The organism is Dokdonella soli, assembly GCF_039523175.1.
Lineage (GTDB): Bacteria > Pseudomonadota > Gammaproteobacteria > Xanthomonadales > Rhodanobacteraceae > Dokdonella_A > Dokdonella_A soli.
This window is the reverse complement of record NZ_BAAAEU010000004.1, coordinates 316,177-331,809: the sequence shown is the minus strand read 5'-3', so window position 1 is coordinate 331,809 and position 15,633 is coordinate 316,177. Positions and strand designations below refer to the sequence as shown.

The following is a 15,633-nucleotide window of genomic DNA, read 5'->3' as shown; positions in this document are numbered from 1 at the left end:
GACTCGTAGTCTCTCTGGTAACTGTAGTTGAGCCCGGTTTCGGCATCGTAATACTGGCCGGGCAACCGTACCCTTGATGCGGCTCTGCGCCGACGGCGGCGGCTCGCCTTGATACAGCGCGGTTTAGCAAGGACAGCGAGCATGCAGGCGGGTGCGCTCCGAGCGGGATTTTACTTGAGGCGGTTTTCTACGTGCACGCATGCGGGAAATTACTGGGGTACGATCTCCTGACTCTATTTCGCGCCAGCTTCTTCAGTCGCGACTGTCTTAAGAGTCGTATCAGCAATCTTTGTGAGCTGCTCTCGCGTTCGTCCAGGAAACTTTTTTTCGAGATCCCCAAACTTCAACGTCGCTTCATCAACTTTCCCTTGGCGCTCCATCGCAAGAGCAATGATCGATTCGTCAACCAACCCGTGAAGATTCTCTTTGTCATTCACAATCGAGCTAATTGACCATGCGTATAGCGGAAAATCCAATGACCAAGCGCCCTTAGAATCAGACATGGCGATATTGTTACTGGCTTCGTAGAAAAATTGAACTCGCTCCCAATCGTTCAAGCGATATGCATCAACGGCATGGAATCGAAACTTTTGCGCGAGCAAAAGCTTCGCGTCGATCGCCCATGCCTTGCTAGCACCTTGAGCTATCCATAGCGCGCTGAATCCACCACCCAATATGCCAAGAATAAAAACGAATAATAGTAAGAGTATGCGTTTCACACTGCCACCTCAATTTCCGCCGCCCATGGCACATTTGAAGTATTTCACCTCACACGGCCCCATCTTTGCCGCCTCCTCAGGAGAGGATGGCGGCATTCCGTGCGGGTCACCCGTACATTCCTTGTAGTCCGCCTCACAACACATCGTCGGGTCATTGCTGCAAGCTTTATCTGCCGATTTCTTACAAAAATACATCTTTATTTTATTCGTCGTTGTCCAACTATCCGGATTTTGGGATGCATTACACCATGCATACCTGCCATTTTCGGTAGGGCAAACTGCTAGACCAAGAGGATCTATGTAGAAAAATGGATCGGTACCGGCGTATCCGTAGAGACTTGGTTGCCCTCGAAATCCAATCAGGTCCGCTGACGTAACCCGCTGTATGCTCGGACTGTAGTCCCGCGTCCGGTAAACGGACATTCCGCCAAAAATTCCGACCGGATCTGCTTCGACGTAGCGTCCCGTGCCCGGTTCATAGTCGCGGAAGTAGTTGTAGTTCAGCCCGGTTTCCTGATCGTAATACTGGCCGGGGAAGCGCAGATTGAGCGTCAACGATCCCGTCGGCGCATTGGTCCCGAACGTGCTCGCCAGCGCATCCCAGCTCCACACCGTCGCATTGGTCGTCGGATCGAACGCGAGGCGCGGCGTACCGAGTTGATCCGTCTCGATCGCATACACCTTGCCGTTCCGCACCACTGCGATCGGCGTCGTGTCGAGGTAGATCGTATCGCCACCGACGCTGGTGCTGTAGGCGTCCGGCACCTCGCTCAGCAGCTGGCCGCTCTCGTCGTAGCTATATGCCACCGTGCCGGTCTGCCAGCCCACGGGAGCACCGGGTATCGAATAGCAGCTTGGCGGGTTGCACGGCGCGTACTGCATGCCCTGCTTCGACACCCGCTCGCCGCGACCGTTGTAGCCATACAGCGCCGAATAGCCGATCAGGTTGATTTGCCCACCGACCAGGTTCCAACCCTGCAGCCGATTGCGGTCGTCGTAGCTCAAGCCGCTGCTGGTGGTGTTGCCGTTGAGATCGTAGGTGCGGGCCACCCCGCCGACGCTGGCGAGGTGGTGCGTTCCGCCCGTATAGGTGTAGGGAATCGCCCCCTGCCCGCTCAGGCTCGCGCTGGTCCGGTCGCCGGTGTGGTCGTAGGCATAGCCTTCTAACGGAACCGGGGGCGTGGCCCCAGTCTGTGCGCTGGTCAACCGATACAGCGGATCGTAACCGTACTGGCGATCCGGCACCGGCGGGGCCAGGCTCGCGCTCGCGTTGGTCAGGTTGCCCATCACGTCCACGCCGAACCCGAGGGTCAGGCCGCTTGTGGCGGAGCTGGCGATCGTGTGGATCGCATAGTCTTGATCGTAGGTCTTGGTCAGCGTGCGGTTGTTGCCGTAGGTCAGCACATTCAACGGACCGAACGGGTAATACGTAGCATTGGCGATCACGGTCACTTTGGTGGCCGTAGCATTCGCCTGCCACTGCACCAGGGTGACCCGATCCACCGCATCGCGGCCGTAGGTGACCACCGCGCCGCCCGGATAGGTGATCGAGGCGAGCCGGTCGCCGCGGGTGTAGCTGTACTGGGTGGTCAGGGTCAGCGCCGTGGTGGTGGTCGGGTTTGGCGTCGGAGGAAGCCCGACGCCGGCCCCGAGACGCACCGCTGACGAGGTCGACCCGCCGCAACCCGACATCGCGGTGTTGCAACTGGCCGTCATCAGGGTCAGTTGCACCTTGCTCAGCACGTTGCCGCGGCGGTCGTAGCAGTACGTGGTATGGCCGGTGCTGTCGGTCATCTGCGTCAGCCGACCGATCGGGTACGAGGTCGCACAGCCGGTCGTGCTGTTCGACTGGTCGTAGCTGTACGTGACGTTGAGGCTGGCCGTTGGATACGTGATCGCGGTCAGCCGGTTCAGCGCGTCGTAGGTGTAGTTGCTGGTGACACCGCGCGCATCGGTCTGGCTGGTCCGGTTGCCGGCCGCATCGGAGTGATAGCCGGTATCACCGGTGTCGTGGCTGTGCAGGCCGGTCAGGTTGTTCAGGCCGTCGTAGTCGTAAATCGTCTTGATGAGATCTGGATCGGTGACCTGACGGAGGTTGTCGCGCGTATCGTAGGTGTAGTCCGTCTCGGTGTTCTTCGTCGCCAAGTCGGTGCCGTTGTAATTCTGGATCGTCGCCTTCAGGCGATTGAGGCCGTCATAGGCCTGCTGGGTCTGGTAGCCGAGGCCGTCCGTGGACAGGGTCGGGTTGCCGTTGCCGTCGTAGCCGCCGCTGGCGGGATAGCTGATCGTCGGCGCGTTCGCGGCATTCGCCACCTGGGTCAGCTGGTTGAGCGTGTTGTAGGTGCGGCTGAGGTTGCGCTTGATGGCGCCGCTCGGATCCTTGACCTGTTCGACGAGGCGATTGCCGGCTGCATCCAGGCACTGTGCAGTGCCGACGCCGCCCGGGCAGTAGTCGATGACGTTGTTCAGCGCATCGGTGATCTTGAGCAGGCGGTGCGCGGCATCGTAGGTGTAGGCGAGGAAGTCACCGTCCGGTTGCGTGACCTTCGTGACGTTGCCGACCGCGTCGTAGTCGATATGCGTGGTCGCGTCCCCTGCCCCGCTCGCGCCGGTCGCACTGGCACGCACGATGCGATCGGTCAGCCAGCCGCGCGGGTGATACAGGAAGTCCGTGAACGTGCCGTTCGCATCCTGCATCCGCGTGACGCGGCCGTTCTTGTCGTAACTGACAGTCGTGGTGACCTGGCCGAGTGCATTGGTGACCTTCCACAGGTCGCCGTGGCGGTGCGGGCAGGCGCCGTTGCTGGCGCAGGTGGCATCATCGGTGGGGTAGTAGGTGTAGATGGTGAGATCGTCCTGCCCTGCCGCCATGCCAACATCGCCGGCCGGACGTGGGCCGTTGACGGAGGTGACCAGGCCGATCAGCGGGCAAGTGCCGGCGGTGACATCGGCCTGCTCGCAGTACGTCGTCACCCAGCGGCGGACCTTCGCCGTGGCCGCCGGCGCGGTCGTGGCGCTGCAGGTGTAGGCCATCGCCGCCGTGTCGGCCGGATCGATCTCGCAGCGGGCCGTCACTTGGCGCCGCGCGTTGTAGACCGTGTGCGTCCTCGCTTCCAACCCACCGCTGGCGTTGTAGGTGCGACGCTCCGTCGGCATTCGGAGGTTCGTGTCCCAGTCCGTTTGTATCGTCCTCAAGCCGCTGGGCGTGCCGCTGCAGCCGGTCGTCACGCCTTCAGTCCGACTCGTTTCCAGCCCATGGGTCTGATCGAACGTGTAACAGGTCGTAAAGCCGTTGAAGTCCGTGATGGACGTCGGGTTGCTATAGCTGTCGTACGAGCGCGAGGCCCCATTGGAGAAACCGATCGACGGACCGCTGAGCGTCGATGCCTTCACCACGTTGTTCACCACCGTAAACGTGTGGTGCGTCGTATTGTTCTTCGGGTCGGTGACATCCGAGGAACCGTCGCTGTTGTAGACCAGCGTGAACTTGTCGGCGCCATTGGCGTGCTGCGTGCCGATTGCATTGCCCGACGTGTCGTAGTCAATCGTGGTGTAGCGCGCCGTATTCTCGTCCGTAACGCCGGTGAGTGCCGCTGGCAACGACGTGCTCTGGGTGTGGGCCGCCTCGTTGTACTGATAGGTGCGCGGCGAAGCGCCGCCGGGATACGTCATGGAACCCAGATTGCCGTTGCCGTCGCTACTCAGACCGTATTGATACACCTGTCCGGATGGGTCGGTCATCGTGCTGAGCGCGCCTGCTGCGCTGTAGGTGAATTGCAGCGCACGTCCCGTGGGATCGGTGACCGTGATGAGATAGTTGGCGGCGGGCGCTATGGTGGACGGTGTGCTCGCCGTGCTGTACGTGAGCGTGACGACAAAGCCTTGGGCATCCGTGATGGAAAGCAGCTTGCCGGTCCCGTCGTACTGCTCCGTGCTGAGCGTATCGGCGCGGACGTGCGTCCATCCGGTCGCATTGCCGCTCGCATCCGCTTGCTCGGTCAACGTATCTTGAATATCGAGGTCGCTGGACCAGTGACCGCCGGCGAGTGAGAACGGGATGCCCTTGCCGTCTTCATGCCGCACGACCACCGACGTGGGCGCCGTGCCCGAATAGTCCACCTTGCGTGAGTAGGTGTGGCGCCAGAAATGGCCGATCGTGCTGCCCGCCGTCAAATCGCTGTTGTAGTAGCGCGTAAAGTTCAACCAACGTCCGAGATGAAGATCCGTCTCCTCCAGGAACAGGCCGGCGGTGCCGGCATTGATGGGGTCGCCGACGCAGCTGCCATGACAAGCAGGATTGCCGTTGTTCTCGTCTGGCGAATATCGAGTGGCCGCGCAGTAGAAGCTCCACTGCTGCACCCAATTCGGCGGGGGAGGCAACGGGTCGCCAACCAACTGGTAGTCATACCCCCACCTTCCGCTGCCGTTACCGGCAGGCGCCTGCACATAGGCAGTGATCTGGCACTGAGCGACGAAGTAAGCTGAACCTAAACTTGCAGCCGTTCTTGCTTGCTGGACGAGACACTGCTGTTCGGCCTGCATATCCTTGGGATTGGCGGGGTCATCCTTGCACCAGCCGGTGCCGGCGATTGCGTTGTTCCATGCCAGGCATAGCATCGAGAGCATGAAGAACCCGATCAGTCGCCTGATGACTCGATGCGGCGTAAAGTCTCCAAGGGATCGATCTGCGTTAGCCTGGGCATCGAGTGGCATTCATCATTCCCTTGTATTGATGTCAGATCGCGCGAGGACGCGCGCGCATGTTGCGTCAGTTGAAATCTAGCATGGAAAATTGGTGGCTGTGTCGCGCAAAACGTCAGAGCTAGGCCACACGCAGGTGGCGCGACACATGCCACGCTTTGGGGACCACTAGAGGAACGGGCATGTTGGCAGGTGCGGTTCGCCGGACCACTTCAGGCTTCCCATCGTTGCCATACGACGCGCTGCTTCCTTGGGAGGAGTGCAGCCTTATACCCGAAATCAGGAGGCGGTCGAACGGTAGACGTCTCCGCAGCGCCGAATGGGCCCTCAGCAACCCCCCGCCGTTTCGGTCTCGGTCGAAGACCGGCACTCTCACCGTTAAGTCGCGGAGGCCGCGCCCGTCTAGCCGCCTCCGAATGTGCGCCCTTCCAACGACGGGAACGGCGCACGCCGCAACGGACGTTCCGGCACAGGCGGCAAACTCTCAGCCACCGCACCTGCAGGAGCAGTCTGTACCGCGGTACGCGATGAACGCTCAATGGGATCGTGCTGGCCGGGATCCATCACATTCAAGCTACGGCGCACCGGCTGCCGAAACGGGTTGTAGATGCCATCCCGAGCAATCGCCAAGCACTGCAAGATCGGCACGTTCAGACGCGTAATTTGCTCGGTGTAGCAGCTACAACCCTTCGCCTCCGACTGCACGCAATATATATCCGGTTCCGCTGAAGGCTTAGCGCCGTCATGCCACGGTGCTGACCATGGCATACCTACAACACGCGGAACCTGATCCTGCAGATAGTCCTCTGTTGACTTCGGCTTCTTGATCTGCGGTGACGGCGAGGTCGCGCCCGCTGACCCAGTCGCTACGCTCGCGACCTTCCCGCTATCTAACGCAGCAGACGAAAAACGGTGAAAGACCGTCCAAATGGCTCCCACGACGAGAATAAGAAGAACGGGAATAGCGAAAACCTGCCAGGGCAATGAGCGCTTGACCGTATGCACTTCCGCGGACTTGTACAGCGTAAATACCTCGCGCGGATACGAGAAGGCCGCCCGCCTCGCCTCCTTCAACTCGGCATTGCTCGCCGTCGAGGCCTGATAGCGATCCCATGTGAGGAGCACCGCTTTCTGAAAGCCAAACTTACGCCGGACGTGCGTGTGCTCATGAATCAACCCACGAACGAACGTCGATATCTGCGAGCCCTGCTGCGTAACCAACACGAAATCAAAACCGCGATGTCGATGCACGGCCAGCTGCTCGACCCACTCCGGATTGCGTTTGCCCGGACCCAACGGCGGGATGAACTTCCACACTTCGTCAACGACCACGAACGCGCCATCGGGCAACGACTGCCAGTCCTTGAACTCGGCCAGCTCCTGAAAACCCGTCTTTTCGTAGTCGACGCCCTTCACGTTGCACACGAAGACCTCACGCCCCTCGCGCTTGGCCTGCAACGCGAGCTGCATCGCTCGCAGCGTTTTGCCGTGGCCGTTCTGACCGGTCAGCAAATAGATCATGGCGCCGCCTTCGCGGACAGCACTGCCTTGCCCGCCGTGCGTGCCACGCCCGCCGAGATGATCATCACCATCGCCTTGTCCACGTTGAGGTAGCCGAGCAGCGCCAGCACGTCGCCGGACACGCCGCCCATGTGCGATTGAAGAAACGCGATCAGATCAGGGAGCACCAGCTTTGTCGTGGCGAACGTCAGCCCGAGCGTTATTAAGATCTTGCCGACGATGCCCGGAAGAACAGCACGCGCCAGATTCCAGAGCGCGCCAACAAGTGCAGCAATCAAAACCGGCATCGCTCAACCTCCCGAAAGAATACGCATCGACAGAAACGCGCCAACGAACAAAATGATCCCGCCCAAGATCGACAGGCCATCGCACCACCACGATTGCGACGCGAAGTCGAACGTATGCCCCATGGCACTGAACGTCGGCGGCTTGGGACACGAGCCACCGCCAAGAAAGCCGCTACTGCTCACCTGCCCCAACAACTCGCCACTGTTGTCATGCACGACGTGCGTATCGCCGGGACTCTCACCGTCATGGCCATCCGGCACCGGCTCACCCTGAGGCCACTTGCCAAGGTTCTCGACGGCACAGCGCGTGTTATACGCCTGCTGCAGTACCTGGCACTGGATCGGATCACCGGAGCAAAACGGGGGTGCGCGGCAGGTTTCACCACCGCCCGCATTGCCCTTGGGCGTGCCATTGCACTGGTTCGGGTCCGTCGCCGGGTTACAGTTGCTCGGACCACCGTGCGAACACTGCCCGTTCACAGGCCGAGATCCATCCGGGCACGGCAAATTCGACGGAAGATCGCCGCACTGCCCGTTCACCGGTCGCGTACCGTCCGGACAGTTGTCATAACACTTCCCGTTCTGTGGATCAGTACCGTTCGAACACTTCGCACTCGAGTTGTCCTTACACTTGCCGTTGACAGGCGTGGAACCATCAGCGCACTGCACGTTGCCGTTACTCGGCGCCGGACATTTGCCATTCACGGGCTTCGAGCCGTCCGGACAATTCTGAGCAGGAGCGGGACACTTGCCATCGACCGGCGTCGACCCGTCCGGGCAATAGCCCGAATCCGGTTTGCAATCGGGATACACACCGCTAGTCCCAGCGGGACATGATGGAGGACCGGGCGGCGGACCCATGTTGATAATGATCGGCGTGCAGTTGTCGCCTGAACAGAACGTCGAATTTGAATTCGTATAGTCAGGCGGCTTGGACACATTCGGCGGCGCTGGCGTACTCGGCTTAGGCGGTGGATTTCCCGCACAAAGATAGCCGTTAGGATTTTCGGCACACGGATCATTCGGGCTCGTACAACCAACCGACTGGCCGTTACGAAAACCGCAAATCTTCGGCGGCGACGGAGGCGGTGGCGTGAGAGGTTGCAAACACGCCTCAACGCCATACTGCTGCGCGCACGTCAACGGCGGCGGCTGTTTAGGCTCGTCGGGCACCAACGGATCGCAATCAAAACCCGTAGGTTTGTACTCAGCCTGAGCGGAACACGACTCGGGATGATTCGGCGCGCACACATTCACGACCGGAGAAACAGGACGATACGAACAACCCGCGACACAGGCCCTTCCATTGGTACGTGTAGAAAGATTAGTACCAACCGGCAAATTCGGCTGTGCGGCACAATTGCACTTAGGAAAACTATCCGTCGTGTTCAACCACGGATTGGGATTCGGCGCAGGACAATACGGCATAGCCACCGAGCGACGCACGGCAATAATAGTCTGTGGACCGCCATCATCGCATTTGAACTCAACCCTGCAATCACCAACATCTGACGGGTTCTTCGGAGCAATGAACGCTTCACAACGCAAATAGCCGCACTGTGACGTGTCGATCGCGTTCGCCGTCACTCCGAAAAGAGCAGCCAGCAGGCAGGCAGCACCGCCAGCAAAACTAAATAGCCGTCCATACGTCCATCCTCTCGGGGTCGTCATTTTTGAACCAGTAACGCGATGTGGTGGATCAGTCGAATGATCAAATACAGCGCTAGCGAACAACCACCGATGTTCACCACATCGAGACCCACGTCCACCAGCGTCTGAACGACTGCATCTGTCATATCGCGTTCCCCTCGAAGAAAAAAGGGCGGCCCGAAGACCGCCCGGATACGTCACTTGCTGAACGCGCGCTTGATCCACGCGATCGAAGCGACCAGCACCATCAATGCGAGGATCGCGACACCGATCGTCACGATATCGGCCTGCGTGCTGGTGATGGTCGCGACGACACCATCCGACAGACCACCCGCGGCCTGAGCTTTCGACACCAGCATCGACGTGCCCGCGACCGCGCCGAGAACAGCAAAGCTCGCAGCAGCGAGCTTACGAACGAACGAACGAAACATTTCAACTCCTCCGAATCAACCGCACGACAGAACGGATAGCGAACCCGAGAGCCCACGTAGCGACAATCGCCCCGGAAATCTCGAGGCCGTCCGCCGCAGAGAGAGGCGGCAATCCCCCCGCGTACTCGACCCAAACCGGGCCGGCGCAGGTCTGTCCGACCACATCAAACTGAGACGGAGGACAGACCTGCACCAGCACGGCTTAGGCCTTCACCGGCTGTGCTTTCGCAACCGGCTTCAGCCGAACCCGCTCAACACTGAGACGGCCGTTTTGCGAACTGAACGACGTCGGATCGAGCTCGTAGAACCCTGGCGCATACGCCTCAGCTTCCGCGTTGTGCTGCACGATGAACGACAGCACGAAGCCGCCCTGCGAGAGCAGCGCCCATTGCGTGTAACTCACACGCTCTTTGCCCTCCCAAACCCGAACCACCTTTTCGACGTTCCGATCCCGAATTTCGATTTGCATTTCCGTTTCCTCTCAGTGATTGGCCGTCTAGCCGGCCGGTTTGAAGGCCCACACGAGGCCCGATCGATCAATCTCGACTTTCCAAGGCGACGCGATGAACACGCCGGTAATGCGGTCGCACCAACCGCCGACCGTTCGCCGAATGTCCGCATAGGTGCCCAGAGCGTCGCGCACCCAGTACGGCGCAAGGCGATAGCGAATTTCCCGACGTTGTTCGCGATCCAGTCCGCCTGAGCCGTGCATGCGCGCACCGACCGGCAACGCGATGGACTCATCCGCGCCCATCTTCGACAGGTACTTGCGCAGGTAGGCCATCAGGCCCACGCAGCCGGACTTCACTACGGTCAGGTTCGACCAGCCGTGCGGCCACCAGCCCGATACGTCGGCGGTCGGCAAGCGATGCCGTGCCGGAATCCACAGGCATACGTGGTAGTGAATCGCGCCGCGCTTCTGAACCTCAGCGACCCACGTGTAACGCAGCTTGAACTTACGACGCGCAGCCCACGTCCGCGCCGTGTTGAGATAAGCGGCAATGTCCTTGCGATGCCAACCATCCACTGCGGCATACGTCAACGTCACGAACAGTCGGCGAAACCGAAACCCACCCGAACGGCTGAGCTGGCTTTCAGAGAGCCGCATCGAATGTTCGACGTGACCCCGCATGCGCTTGCAGCGCCGGGCGTGGGGATCGATCTGCGTCTTCCCTGCCCTATGCAACGGCCAAGGACCGGGGAAGTCGCTGCCGTGTGACTTGTTCTCTATAGGGACAAGGCCCGGCGCGGCGGCGGCGCTACGCGCCGCCGCTCGCGCCCGGTTCATGGCCTTTTCGCGGACCAGGCTGTAGAACGGTGCGTCCATCGCACTAAGTGCGGCGGCGTAGTCCTGAGCGGCATCCACGCGCGACGGATCGCGCGCCACCGGCTGCATCGGCGAACGATCGATCACCGCGGAATCCCCCGATCGTCGCGGAACTGAAGTTCTTGGGCGCGCGCGTCCTCGAGCAACGCGATGCCTTCGCCCGCGGCGATCGCGAGCATCAGGAAGCCGCTGCGCTGCGCGACCGCCGCCAACCGACGTAAGGCACGCAATGCGTCGGCGGTCTTCGATTCCAGATGCGTGACGTGCTTCATCGCACCGCCCTCCCCGGCTTCCGACGCTGCGCCGCAATCGACGACTCGATGCAGGACATGCAAATCGGCGCGTCGAACTCACCGAGGCAGCGGCGTGGCGGCGCGATCTCGCGCTGGCAGTCGATGCACACGATCCCGTGTGGAACGGGACGCGACGAGGCCCAGGCTTCACCGAGCGCGAGACGATCCGCACAGGTCGCGAGCGGTACGCTCGGCACGCCGTTCATTGCAGCGCTCGGTTCGCGATGCGTGCCCAATGCGCGGCGAGATGTCGCCAGCCGCACACCTCGAACCACAGGGATTCGGAGAGGTAGTGATTGAACAGCTCGCGGGCGAACAGGTCGTGCTGAGACTTCGCGACAGTGCTCATGCCGACGCCCTGCCCCGCCCATTGGCGACCGGCAACAACGGTCGAGACGGCAGGGGAACCGGTCTACGCTGCGCCGGCCGCCGTTGAAGTAATCCGAGGGTGAACCCGAGAACGGTCAGCAGAACGCCGGCCGTGAAGGAAACGAGTGTGTGCATGCCCCTGCCCCTTGATGTTGAAAGCGTTTCAACAGTGAGGCATGTATAGTCCCCGTCAACACTCCATGTCAAGAGGTCTTCAACGTGCAGAGCGTAACTTTTCAGCTTTTCGAGAAATGGCGCGCCGGGAAGGGGTACACCTCAGCAAATGCCGGATGCGTCGCACTAGGCGTCGAACGTGCATGCGCAACGCATTGGAAAGGCGGTCGGAACGCTGAAGCGAACGTGATCGAGCGAATGGCTCGCGACCTGGGCGAAGACCCCGCCGCATGGATTCTCGCAGCGGCGGCAGAAAAGACGATCAAGGCGGACGAGCAGCGCACCCTACTCCGCCTTGCAAAAAGCCTTGGTTACGCCGCTGCCCTATTCATGTTTATAGGGTCTGGACAGCTGCCTATTATGTAAAATAATGGATATCCTATCAGAAGCTCCAAACCACCGACGCGACCCACCGCCCACGTGACTCGGATTCCAACGAGTAACCGTTCCAGCCATAAGGCGGCGCCACGGAGTTCGTCCATAGCCGCGAGAGATACAGATAGGTGTCGCCGATTGCGTAGCTGATTCCGACGTTGCCGTAACCATAGTTCCGGTCGCCAGCGTGCTGCCGGTACGCGTAGCCGACGCCGATGTCGGCGGAGAGTCTGCCGACGATCGGCTGATGGAACGTCAGCTCCGGCCAGGCGGCGAAGCCGGACCGGGCGCGCCTGTACGGATACAGGTACCGCTCGGGTGTATTGGGTGACACCGCGAGCGTCGCCCGCCACCTGTCCCGGTAGCCGATCGCCACGTTGATTTCGTCGTAGCGCAGTGGCCGGCGCCAGGCGTTCCACGGCGAGTCGTAGTGGACGACACCGGCCTTGGCCGCCCAGACGTCATCGACACGCCATCGCCGGTCGATGTAGACCGCCAGCCGCGCGCCTGGCTCCTGTCTACGCGGTCGCTCCGCGCTGGCACTAAGGCCGATCAGCCATTCCGGTCCGAATTCGTAATGCAGGTCGGCCAGCCACGCCGGCCGGCCCGCTGAGAGGCTGTATCCGCGGTCGATATTGTCGCTGGCGATACCGAGCGCCCCGCCCCAACCTTGGGCACGGACCTCGGACTGCGCGCCGGCTCCCAGCAGCGCAAGGGCGGCAATCCCCGCAAGATGCCTGCCGCGAACGCTGGGAAACCCGCGGCCCGCGGGCGCAAAATGGATCGCGTGCCAGGACTTTCGCAAGTCGCGCAACCTTTTGCCGGTCAATGGGTACATATATAGCCGAAAGGACCGCTCGCCGGTGCCTAGGTGATGATCACTTTGAACGACGCCTCGAATGATCGCAACGACGACGCTTCTCGCGGGCAGCCGATCGTAACCGGCGATGCGCGCGAACTCGAATGGGTGCGTGCGGTCGCGACAGGCGATCGCGACGCGTTCGAGCGCCTCTATCTCCTCTATCACGGCCGGCTCGCTCGTTTCCTGGCCCGCCACACGGCGCAACGGAACCTGGTCGACGAGATCGTCAACGAAACGTTGTGGGTGGTGTGGCGGACGGCTGGAGAGTTCCGCGGCGATTCGAAAGTCGGCACGTGGATCGTCAGCATTGCCTATCGTTGCCTGCTCAAGACGATGCGGGATCAGCTGCCGACGCATCGGCAGACGCAGCCCGCAGGCGATGAAGTGTCGTTCGAAGAAGTGCCGAGCGAACAGAACGAGGCCGATCAACGTGAGCTGCGCGACTGGGTTTCGCACGGTCTGAAGCTGCTCCCACCCGAACAACGCATGACCATGGAACTCGTCTACTACTTCGGGCAATCGTACGAGGAGGTCGCCACGATCATGCATTGTGCCGTCGGCACGGTGAAGGCGCGGATGTTCCATGCGCGGCTGCGCCTGCGCAACACGTTGCCCAGACTCGGCGGCGAATCTGCCACGAACCCGCGCTCCGCAAAAGGCTGACCGCCGACATGATCGACCAAGACCTCTCTCATCGCAGTACTTGGGACCTGATTCCGCTGGTCGTCAACGGCAGCGCTTCGGAGATCGAGCGCCAGCATGTCGATGAACATCTGCGCGTCTGCGCGGGGTGCCGTGACGAGTTCGCGTTCCAGACCCAGCTGCACACCGGCATGGCGCTTGATTCCCGTCCGATGCGTGATCCCCATGCGGCGCTGCAGCGGCTGCTGCGCCGCATCGACGAGCACGCTGACGACATGGATGACGAAGGCAGCGTGGTCGACGATGTGCCTTCGCCGGACCGTAGCCGTCGCGGCATGTTGCGGATTGCCGGCAGGCGCGCCGCGACCTCGTACCGCAGCGGCGCGCTGATTGCTGCGGTGGTCGCGCAATCGATCGCGCTGGCCGTGCTCGGTGCGCTCGTGCTCGGCCGCTTCGATGGCGGCAGCCGCCCGTCGTCCGCGAATTCCGACGCACGCTATGAGACATTGACGCGCGCCGCCGTTCCCGGGACGCCGGCGACGATCCGCTTCGTGCCCGCCCCTACCCTCACGATCGGGGAAATGCAGACGCTGCTGGCCAATGCCGGGCTGCGCATCGTGGAGAGCAGCCTGGACAATTCCATCTATGCGCTCGCGCCGGTGAGCGAATCCACGTCGGCCGATGGATCGGCACGTGCGACGATGGCTGCCCTCGCCCGTCTTCGTGCCGGGAAGGGTGTGCTGCTGGCCGAGCCGATCGCGTCCGGCGCGGATGGTTCGCACTAGGCGTCACATGAGCGCGTCCATTTTCCCGCACAATCGCCGCATGAGGGCATTGGCTGCCAGGCTCATGTGGGCTGTGCTCGGATGCACGGTGTTCGGCATTGCCGCGCGCGCCGCGACTGCAGGACCGGAGCCATCCGCGCAGGCAGCACGCTCGATCATCGTGGCGCTGGCCGACAAGCCGGAACCGATCGCGACAGCCGGCTCGACACCGCGGGGCTACGACGGTCTGCCCAACTACACCGGCGGCTCGCGCGCGGTCTCCACTGCGGCGGAACTGGCGCGTGACTACGCGCTGCAGGAGATTTCCGCGTGGACGATCGAACCGTTGCGGCTGCGCTGCATGCTGTACGAAATCCCGGCGACGGCTGATCGTGATCAGCTGCTCGCCCGATTGCGCGCGGACCGGCGTGTGCGCCTGGCGCAACCACAGCAATACTTCGAGACGTTGTCTGCTGCCGATCACACCAACGCCAGGCACGGCGTGCGGCCGGCTGCAGCGCCGGGCACGTACAACGATCCGTATATTGGTCTGCAGAGCGGCTTTGCGGCGATCAAGGCGGGCCTCGTGCAGCGTTGGGCGGATGGCAGCGGCGTTCGCATTGCGCTGATCGATGCCGGCGTCGACGCGGGTCATCCCGACCTGCAAGGGCGCATCGCCGAGCAGCGTGACTTCGTCGCGAATGCCGCAACCCCCGTCGGTGCCGAGCGGCACGGTACCGAAGTGGCTGGCGTCATCGCCGCGGTCGCCAACAACGGAATCGGCATCGTCGGCATCGCCCCAGGCGCGCGCGTGCTCGCGTATCGCGCCTGCTGGGCGCTGCGGGCCGGAGAAGACCCTGCGCGCTGCGACACCTTCACGGTCGCGCAGGCGCTCGGCGCGGCGATCACCGCCAACGCACGCATCATCAACCTGAGCCTCGGCGGCCCCAGCGATCCTCTGCTCGAGCAACTGACCGACTACGCGGTCAAGCATGGTGCGATCGTCGTCGGCGCAGTGCCTCCGGATGGGCGCATGGATGGTTTCCCGGTCGATGTGCCGGGCGTGATCGCGGTGGTCAGCACGGGGGATCCGCGGCCCAACGCCGCTGTTCTGGTCGCGCCGGGCAATCAGGTCCTGACGCTGGAGCCGGACGGGCATTACGACTACGCCTCCGGCAGCTCGCTGGCCGCCGCGCACGTGAGCGGCGCGGTCGCGTTGCTGCTGCAGATCGATCCTGGCCTCGACGCGCGCGGGGTCCATGCGCTGCTCAGTCGTTCACAGCACAGCGCAGACGTGCCGATCGATGTCTGTGCCGCAGCGGAGTCATTGCGGCACCGTGACAGCGAGTGTGGGGAGATACCGGCCGCCGCAAGGCTCGGCCGCGCGATGCATTAGGCAGGGAATGCACCACCTTGCAGGACCAACACGCAGGCATCGACCTGGAGCGATCGATGCGGCGTGAGGATTGGCAGAAGCACTGACCAGTCCCCGGAGTGGATCCCGGCATTTCGAACTGT

15 protein-coding genes are annotated in these 15,633 nt (G+C 62.1%); 3 read left to right on the top strand and 12 right to left on the bottom strand.

The window, feature by feature from the left end:
- Window positions 1–233 precede the first annotated feature (233 nt).
- The 12 genes from ABD002_RS05020 to ABD002_RS04965 form a co-directional block, all read right to left on the bottom strand.
- Complete coding sequence (locus ABD002_RS05020) at window positions 234–719, bottom strand: hypothetical protein (protein WP_343787802.1); 486 nt, start codon at window positions 717–719, stop codon at window positions 234–236.
- Between the two features lie 9 nt (window positions 720–728).
- The gene (locus ABD002_RS05015; protein WP_343787800.1) at window positions 729–5,345 is read right to left on the bottom strand and encodes an RHS repeat-associated core domain-containing protein; all 4,617 of its coding nucleotides are present in this window, start codon (window positions 5,343–5,345) and stop codon (window positions 729–731) included.
- Between the two features lie 477 nt (window positions 5,346–5,822).
- Complete coding sequence (locus ABD002_RS05010) at window positions 5,823–6,941, bottom strand: zonular occludens toxin domain-containing protein (RefSeq protein ID WP_343787798.1); 1,119 nt, start codon at window positions 6,939–6,941, stop codon at window positions 5,823–5,825.
- Window positions 6,938–7,228: a DUF2523 family protein gene (locus ABD002_RS05005; RefSeq protein ID WP_343787796.1), complete on the bottom strand. Its 291-nt coding sequence runs from the start codon at window positions 7,226–7,228 to the stop codon at window positions 6,938–6,940. The genes ABD002_RS05010 and ABD002_RS05005 overlap by 4 nt, the downstream gene beginning before the upstream one ends.
- A 3-nt stretch (window positions 7,229–7,231) precedes the next feature.
- Window positions 7,232–7,708 (bottom strand): virulence factor TspB C-terminal domain-related protein, encoded by a 477-nt coding sequence (locus tag ABD002_RS05000; RefSeq protein WP_343787794.1) that lies wholly within the window; start codon window positions 7,706–7,708, stop codon window positions 7,232–7,234.
- 1,187 nt (window positions 7,709–8,895) lie between these two features.
- Window positions 8,896–9,024 carry a hypothetical protein gene (locus ABD002_RS04995; RefSeq protein ID WP_343787791.1) on the bottom strand — a complete coding sequence of 43 codons (129 nt, stop codon included), beginning with the start codon at window positions 9,022–9,024 and terminating at the stop codon, window positions 8,896–8,898.
- 51 nt (window positions 9,025–9,075) lie between these two features.
- A complete protein-coding gene (locus ABD002_RS04990) occupies window positions 9,076–9,309 on the bottom strand; it encodes a major capsid protein (protein ID WP_343787789.1) in 234 nt (77 codons plus the stop codon).
- A gap of 202 nt (window positions 9,310–9,511) precedes the next feature.
- Window positions 9,512–9,778: a single-stranded DNA-binding protein gene (locus ABD002_RS04985; RefSeq protein WP_343787787.1), complete on the bottom strand. Its 267-nt coding sequence runs from the start codon at window positions 9,776–9,778 to the stop codon at window positions 9,512–9,514.
- A 27-nt stretch (window positions 9,779–9,805) separates the two neighbouring features.
- Window positions 9,806–10,723, bottom strand: coding sequence for a rolling circle replication-associated protein (locus ABD002_RS04980; RefSeq protein WP_343787784.1), 918 nt, complete (start codon window positions 10,721–10,723; stop codon window positions 9,806–9,808).
- On the bottom strand, window positions 10,720–10,908 hold the full coding sequence (locus tag ABD002_RS04975; RefSeq protein WP_343787781.1) for a hypothetical protein: 189 nt from the start codon (window positions 10,906–10,908) through the stop codon (window positions 10,720–10,722). Before ABD002_RS04975 ends, ABD002_RS04980 begins: the two co-directional genes overlap by 4 nt.
- 223 nt (window positions 10,909–11,131) lie before the next feature.
- Complete coding sequence (locus ABD002_RS04970; protein WP_343787779.1) at window positions 11,132–11,278, bottom strand: hypothetical protein; 147 nt, start codon at window positions 11,276–11,278, stop codon at window positions 11,132–11,134.
- Window positions 11,279–11,854: 576 nt separating this feature from the next.
- A complete protein-coding gene (locus tag ABD002_RS04965) occupies window positions 11,855–12,652 on the bottom strand; it encodes a hypothetical protein (protein WP_343787777.1) in 798 nt (265 codons plus the stop codon).
- 162 nt (window positions 12,653–12,814) lie between these two features.
- Here ABD002_RS04965 and ABD002_RS04960 point away from each other — a divergent pair, with 162 nt between their 5' ends.
- The 3 genes from ABD002_RS04960 to ABD002_RS04950 are packed head-to-tail and all read left to right on the top strand — an operon-like array spanning window position 12,815 to window position 15,511.
- Window positions 12,815–13,372: an RNA polymerase sigma factor gene (locus ABD002_RS04960; RefSeq protein ID WP_343787775.1), complete on the top strand. Its 558-nt coding sequence runs from the start codon at window positions 12,815–12,817 to the stop codon at window positions 13,370–13,372.
- A gap of 8 nt (window positions 13,373–13,380) precedes the next feature.
- Window positions 13,381–14,136: a zf-HC2 domain-containing protein gene (locus ABD002_RS04955; protein WP_343787773.1), complete on the top strand. Its 756-nt coding sequence runs from the start codon at window positions 13,381–13,383 to the stop codon at window positions 14,134–14,136.
- A gap of 7 nt (window positions 14,137–14,143) precedes the next feature.
- Window positions 14,144–15,511, top strand: a complete 1,368-nt coding sequence (locus tag ABD002_RS04950) for a S8 family peptidase (RefSeq protein ID WP_343787771.1) — start codon at window positions 14,144–14,146, stop codon at window positions 15,509–15,511.
- The last annotated feature ends 122 nt before the right edge of the window (window positions 15,512–15,633 follow it).

Coding starts and splice junctions, on each gene's coding strand:
- ABD002_RS05015 (WP_343787800.1), bottom strand. CDS start 5,345: ATGCTCTCGATGCTATGCCTGGCATGGAACAACGCAATCGCCGGCACC.
- ABD002_RS05010 (WP_343787798.1), bottom strand. CDS start 6,941: ATGATCTATTTGCTGACCGGTCAGAACGGCCACGGCAAAACGCTGCGA.
- ABD002_RS05005 (WP_343787796.1), bottom strand. CDS start 7,228: ATGCCGGTTTTGATTGCTGCACTTGTTGGCGCGCTCTGGAATCTGGCG.
- ABD002_RS04995 (WP_343787791.1), bottom strand. CDS start 9,024: ATGACAGATGCAGTCGTTCAGACGCTGGTGGACGTGGGTCTCGATGTG.
- ABD002_RS04990 (WP_343787789.1), bottom strand. CDS start 9,309: ATGTTTCGTTCGTTCGTTCGTAAGCTCGCTGCTGCGAGCTTTGCTGTT.
- ABD002_RS04985 (WP_343787787.1), bottom strand. CDS start 9,778: ATGCAAATCGAAATTCGGGATCGGAACGTCGAAAAGGTGGTTCGGGTT.
- ABD002_RS04975 (WP_343787781.1), bottom strand. CDS start 10,908: ATGAAGCACGTCACGCATCTGGAATCGAAGACCGCCGACGCATTGCGT.
- ABD002_RS04970 (WP_343787779.1), bottom strand. CDS start 11,278: ATGAGCACTGTCGCGAAGTCTCAGCACGACCTGTTCGCCCGCGAGCTG.
- ABD002_RS04955 (WP_343787773.1), top strand. CDS start 13,381: ATGATCGACCAAGACCTCTCTCATCGCAGTACTTGGGACCTGATTCCG.
- ABD002_RS04950 (WP_343787771.1), top strand. CDS start 14,144: ATGAGCGCGTCCATTTTCCCGCACAATCGCCGCATGAGGGCATTGGCT.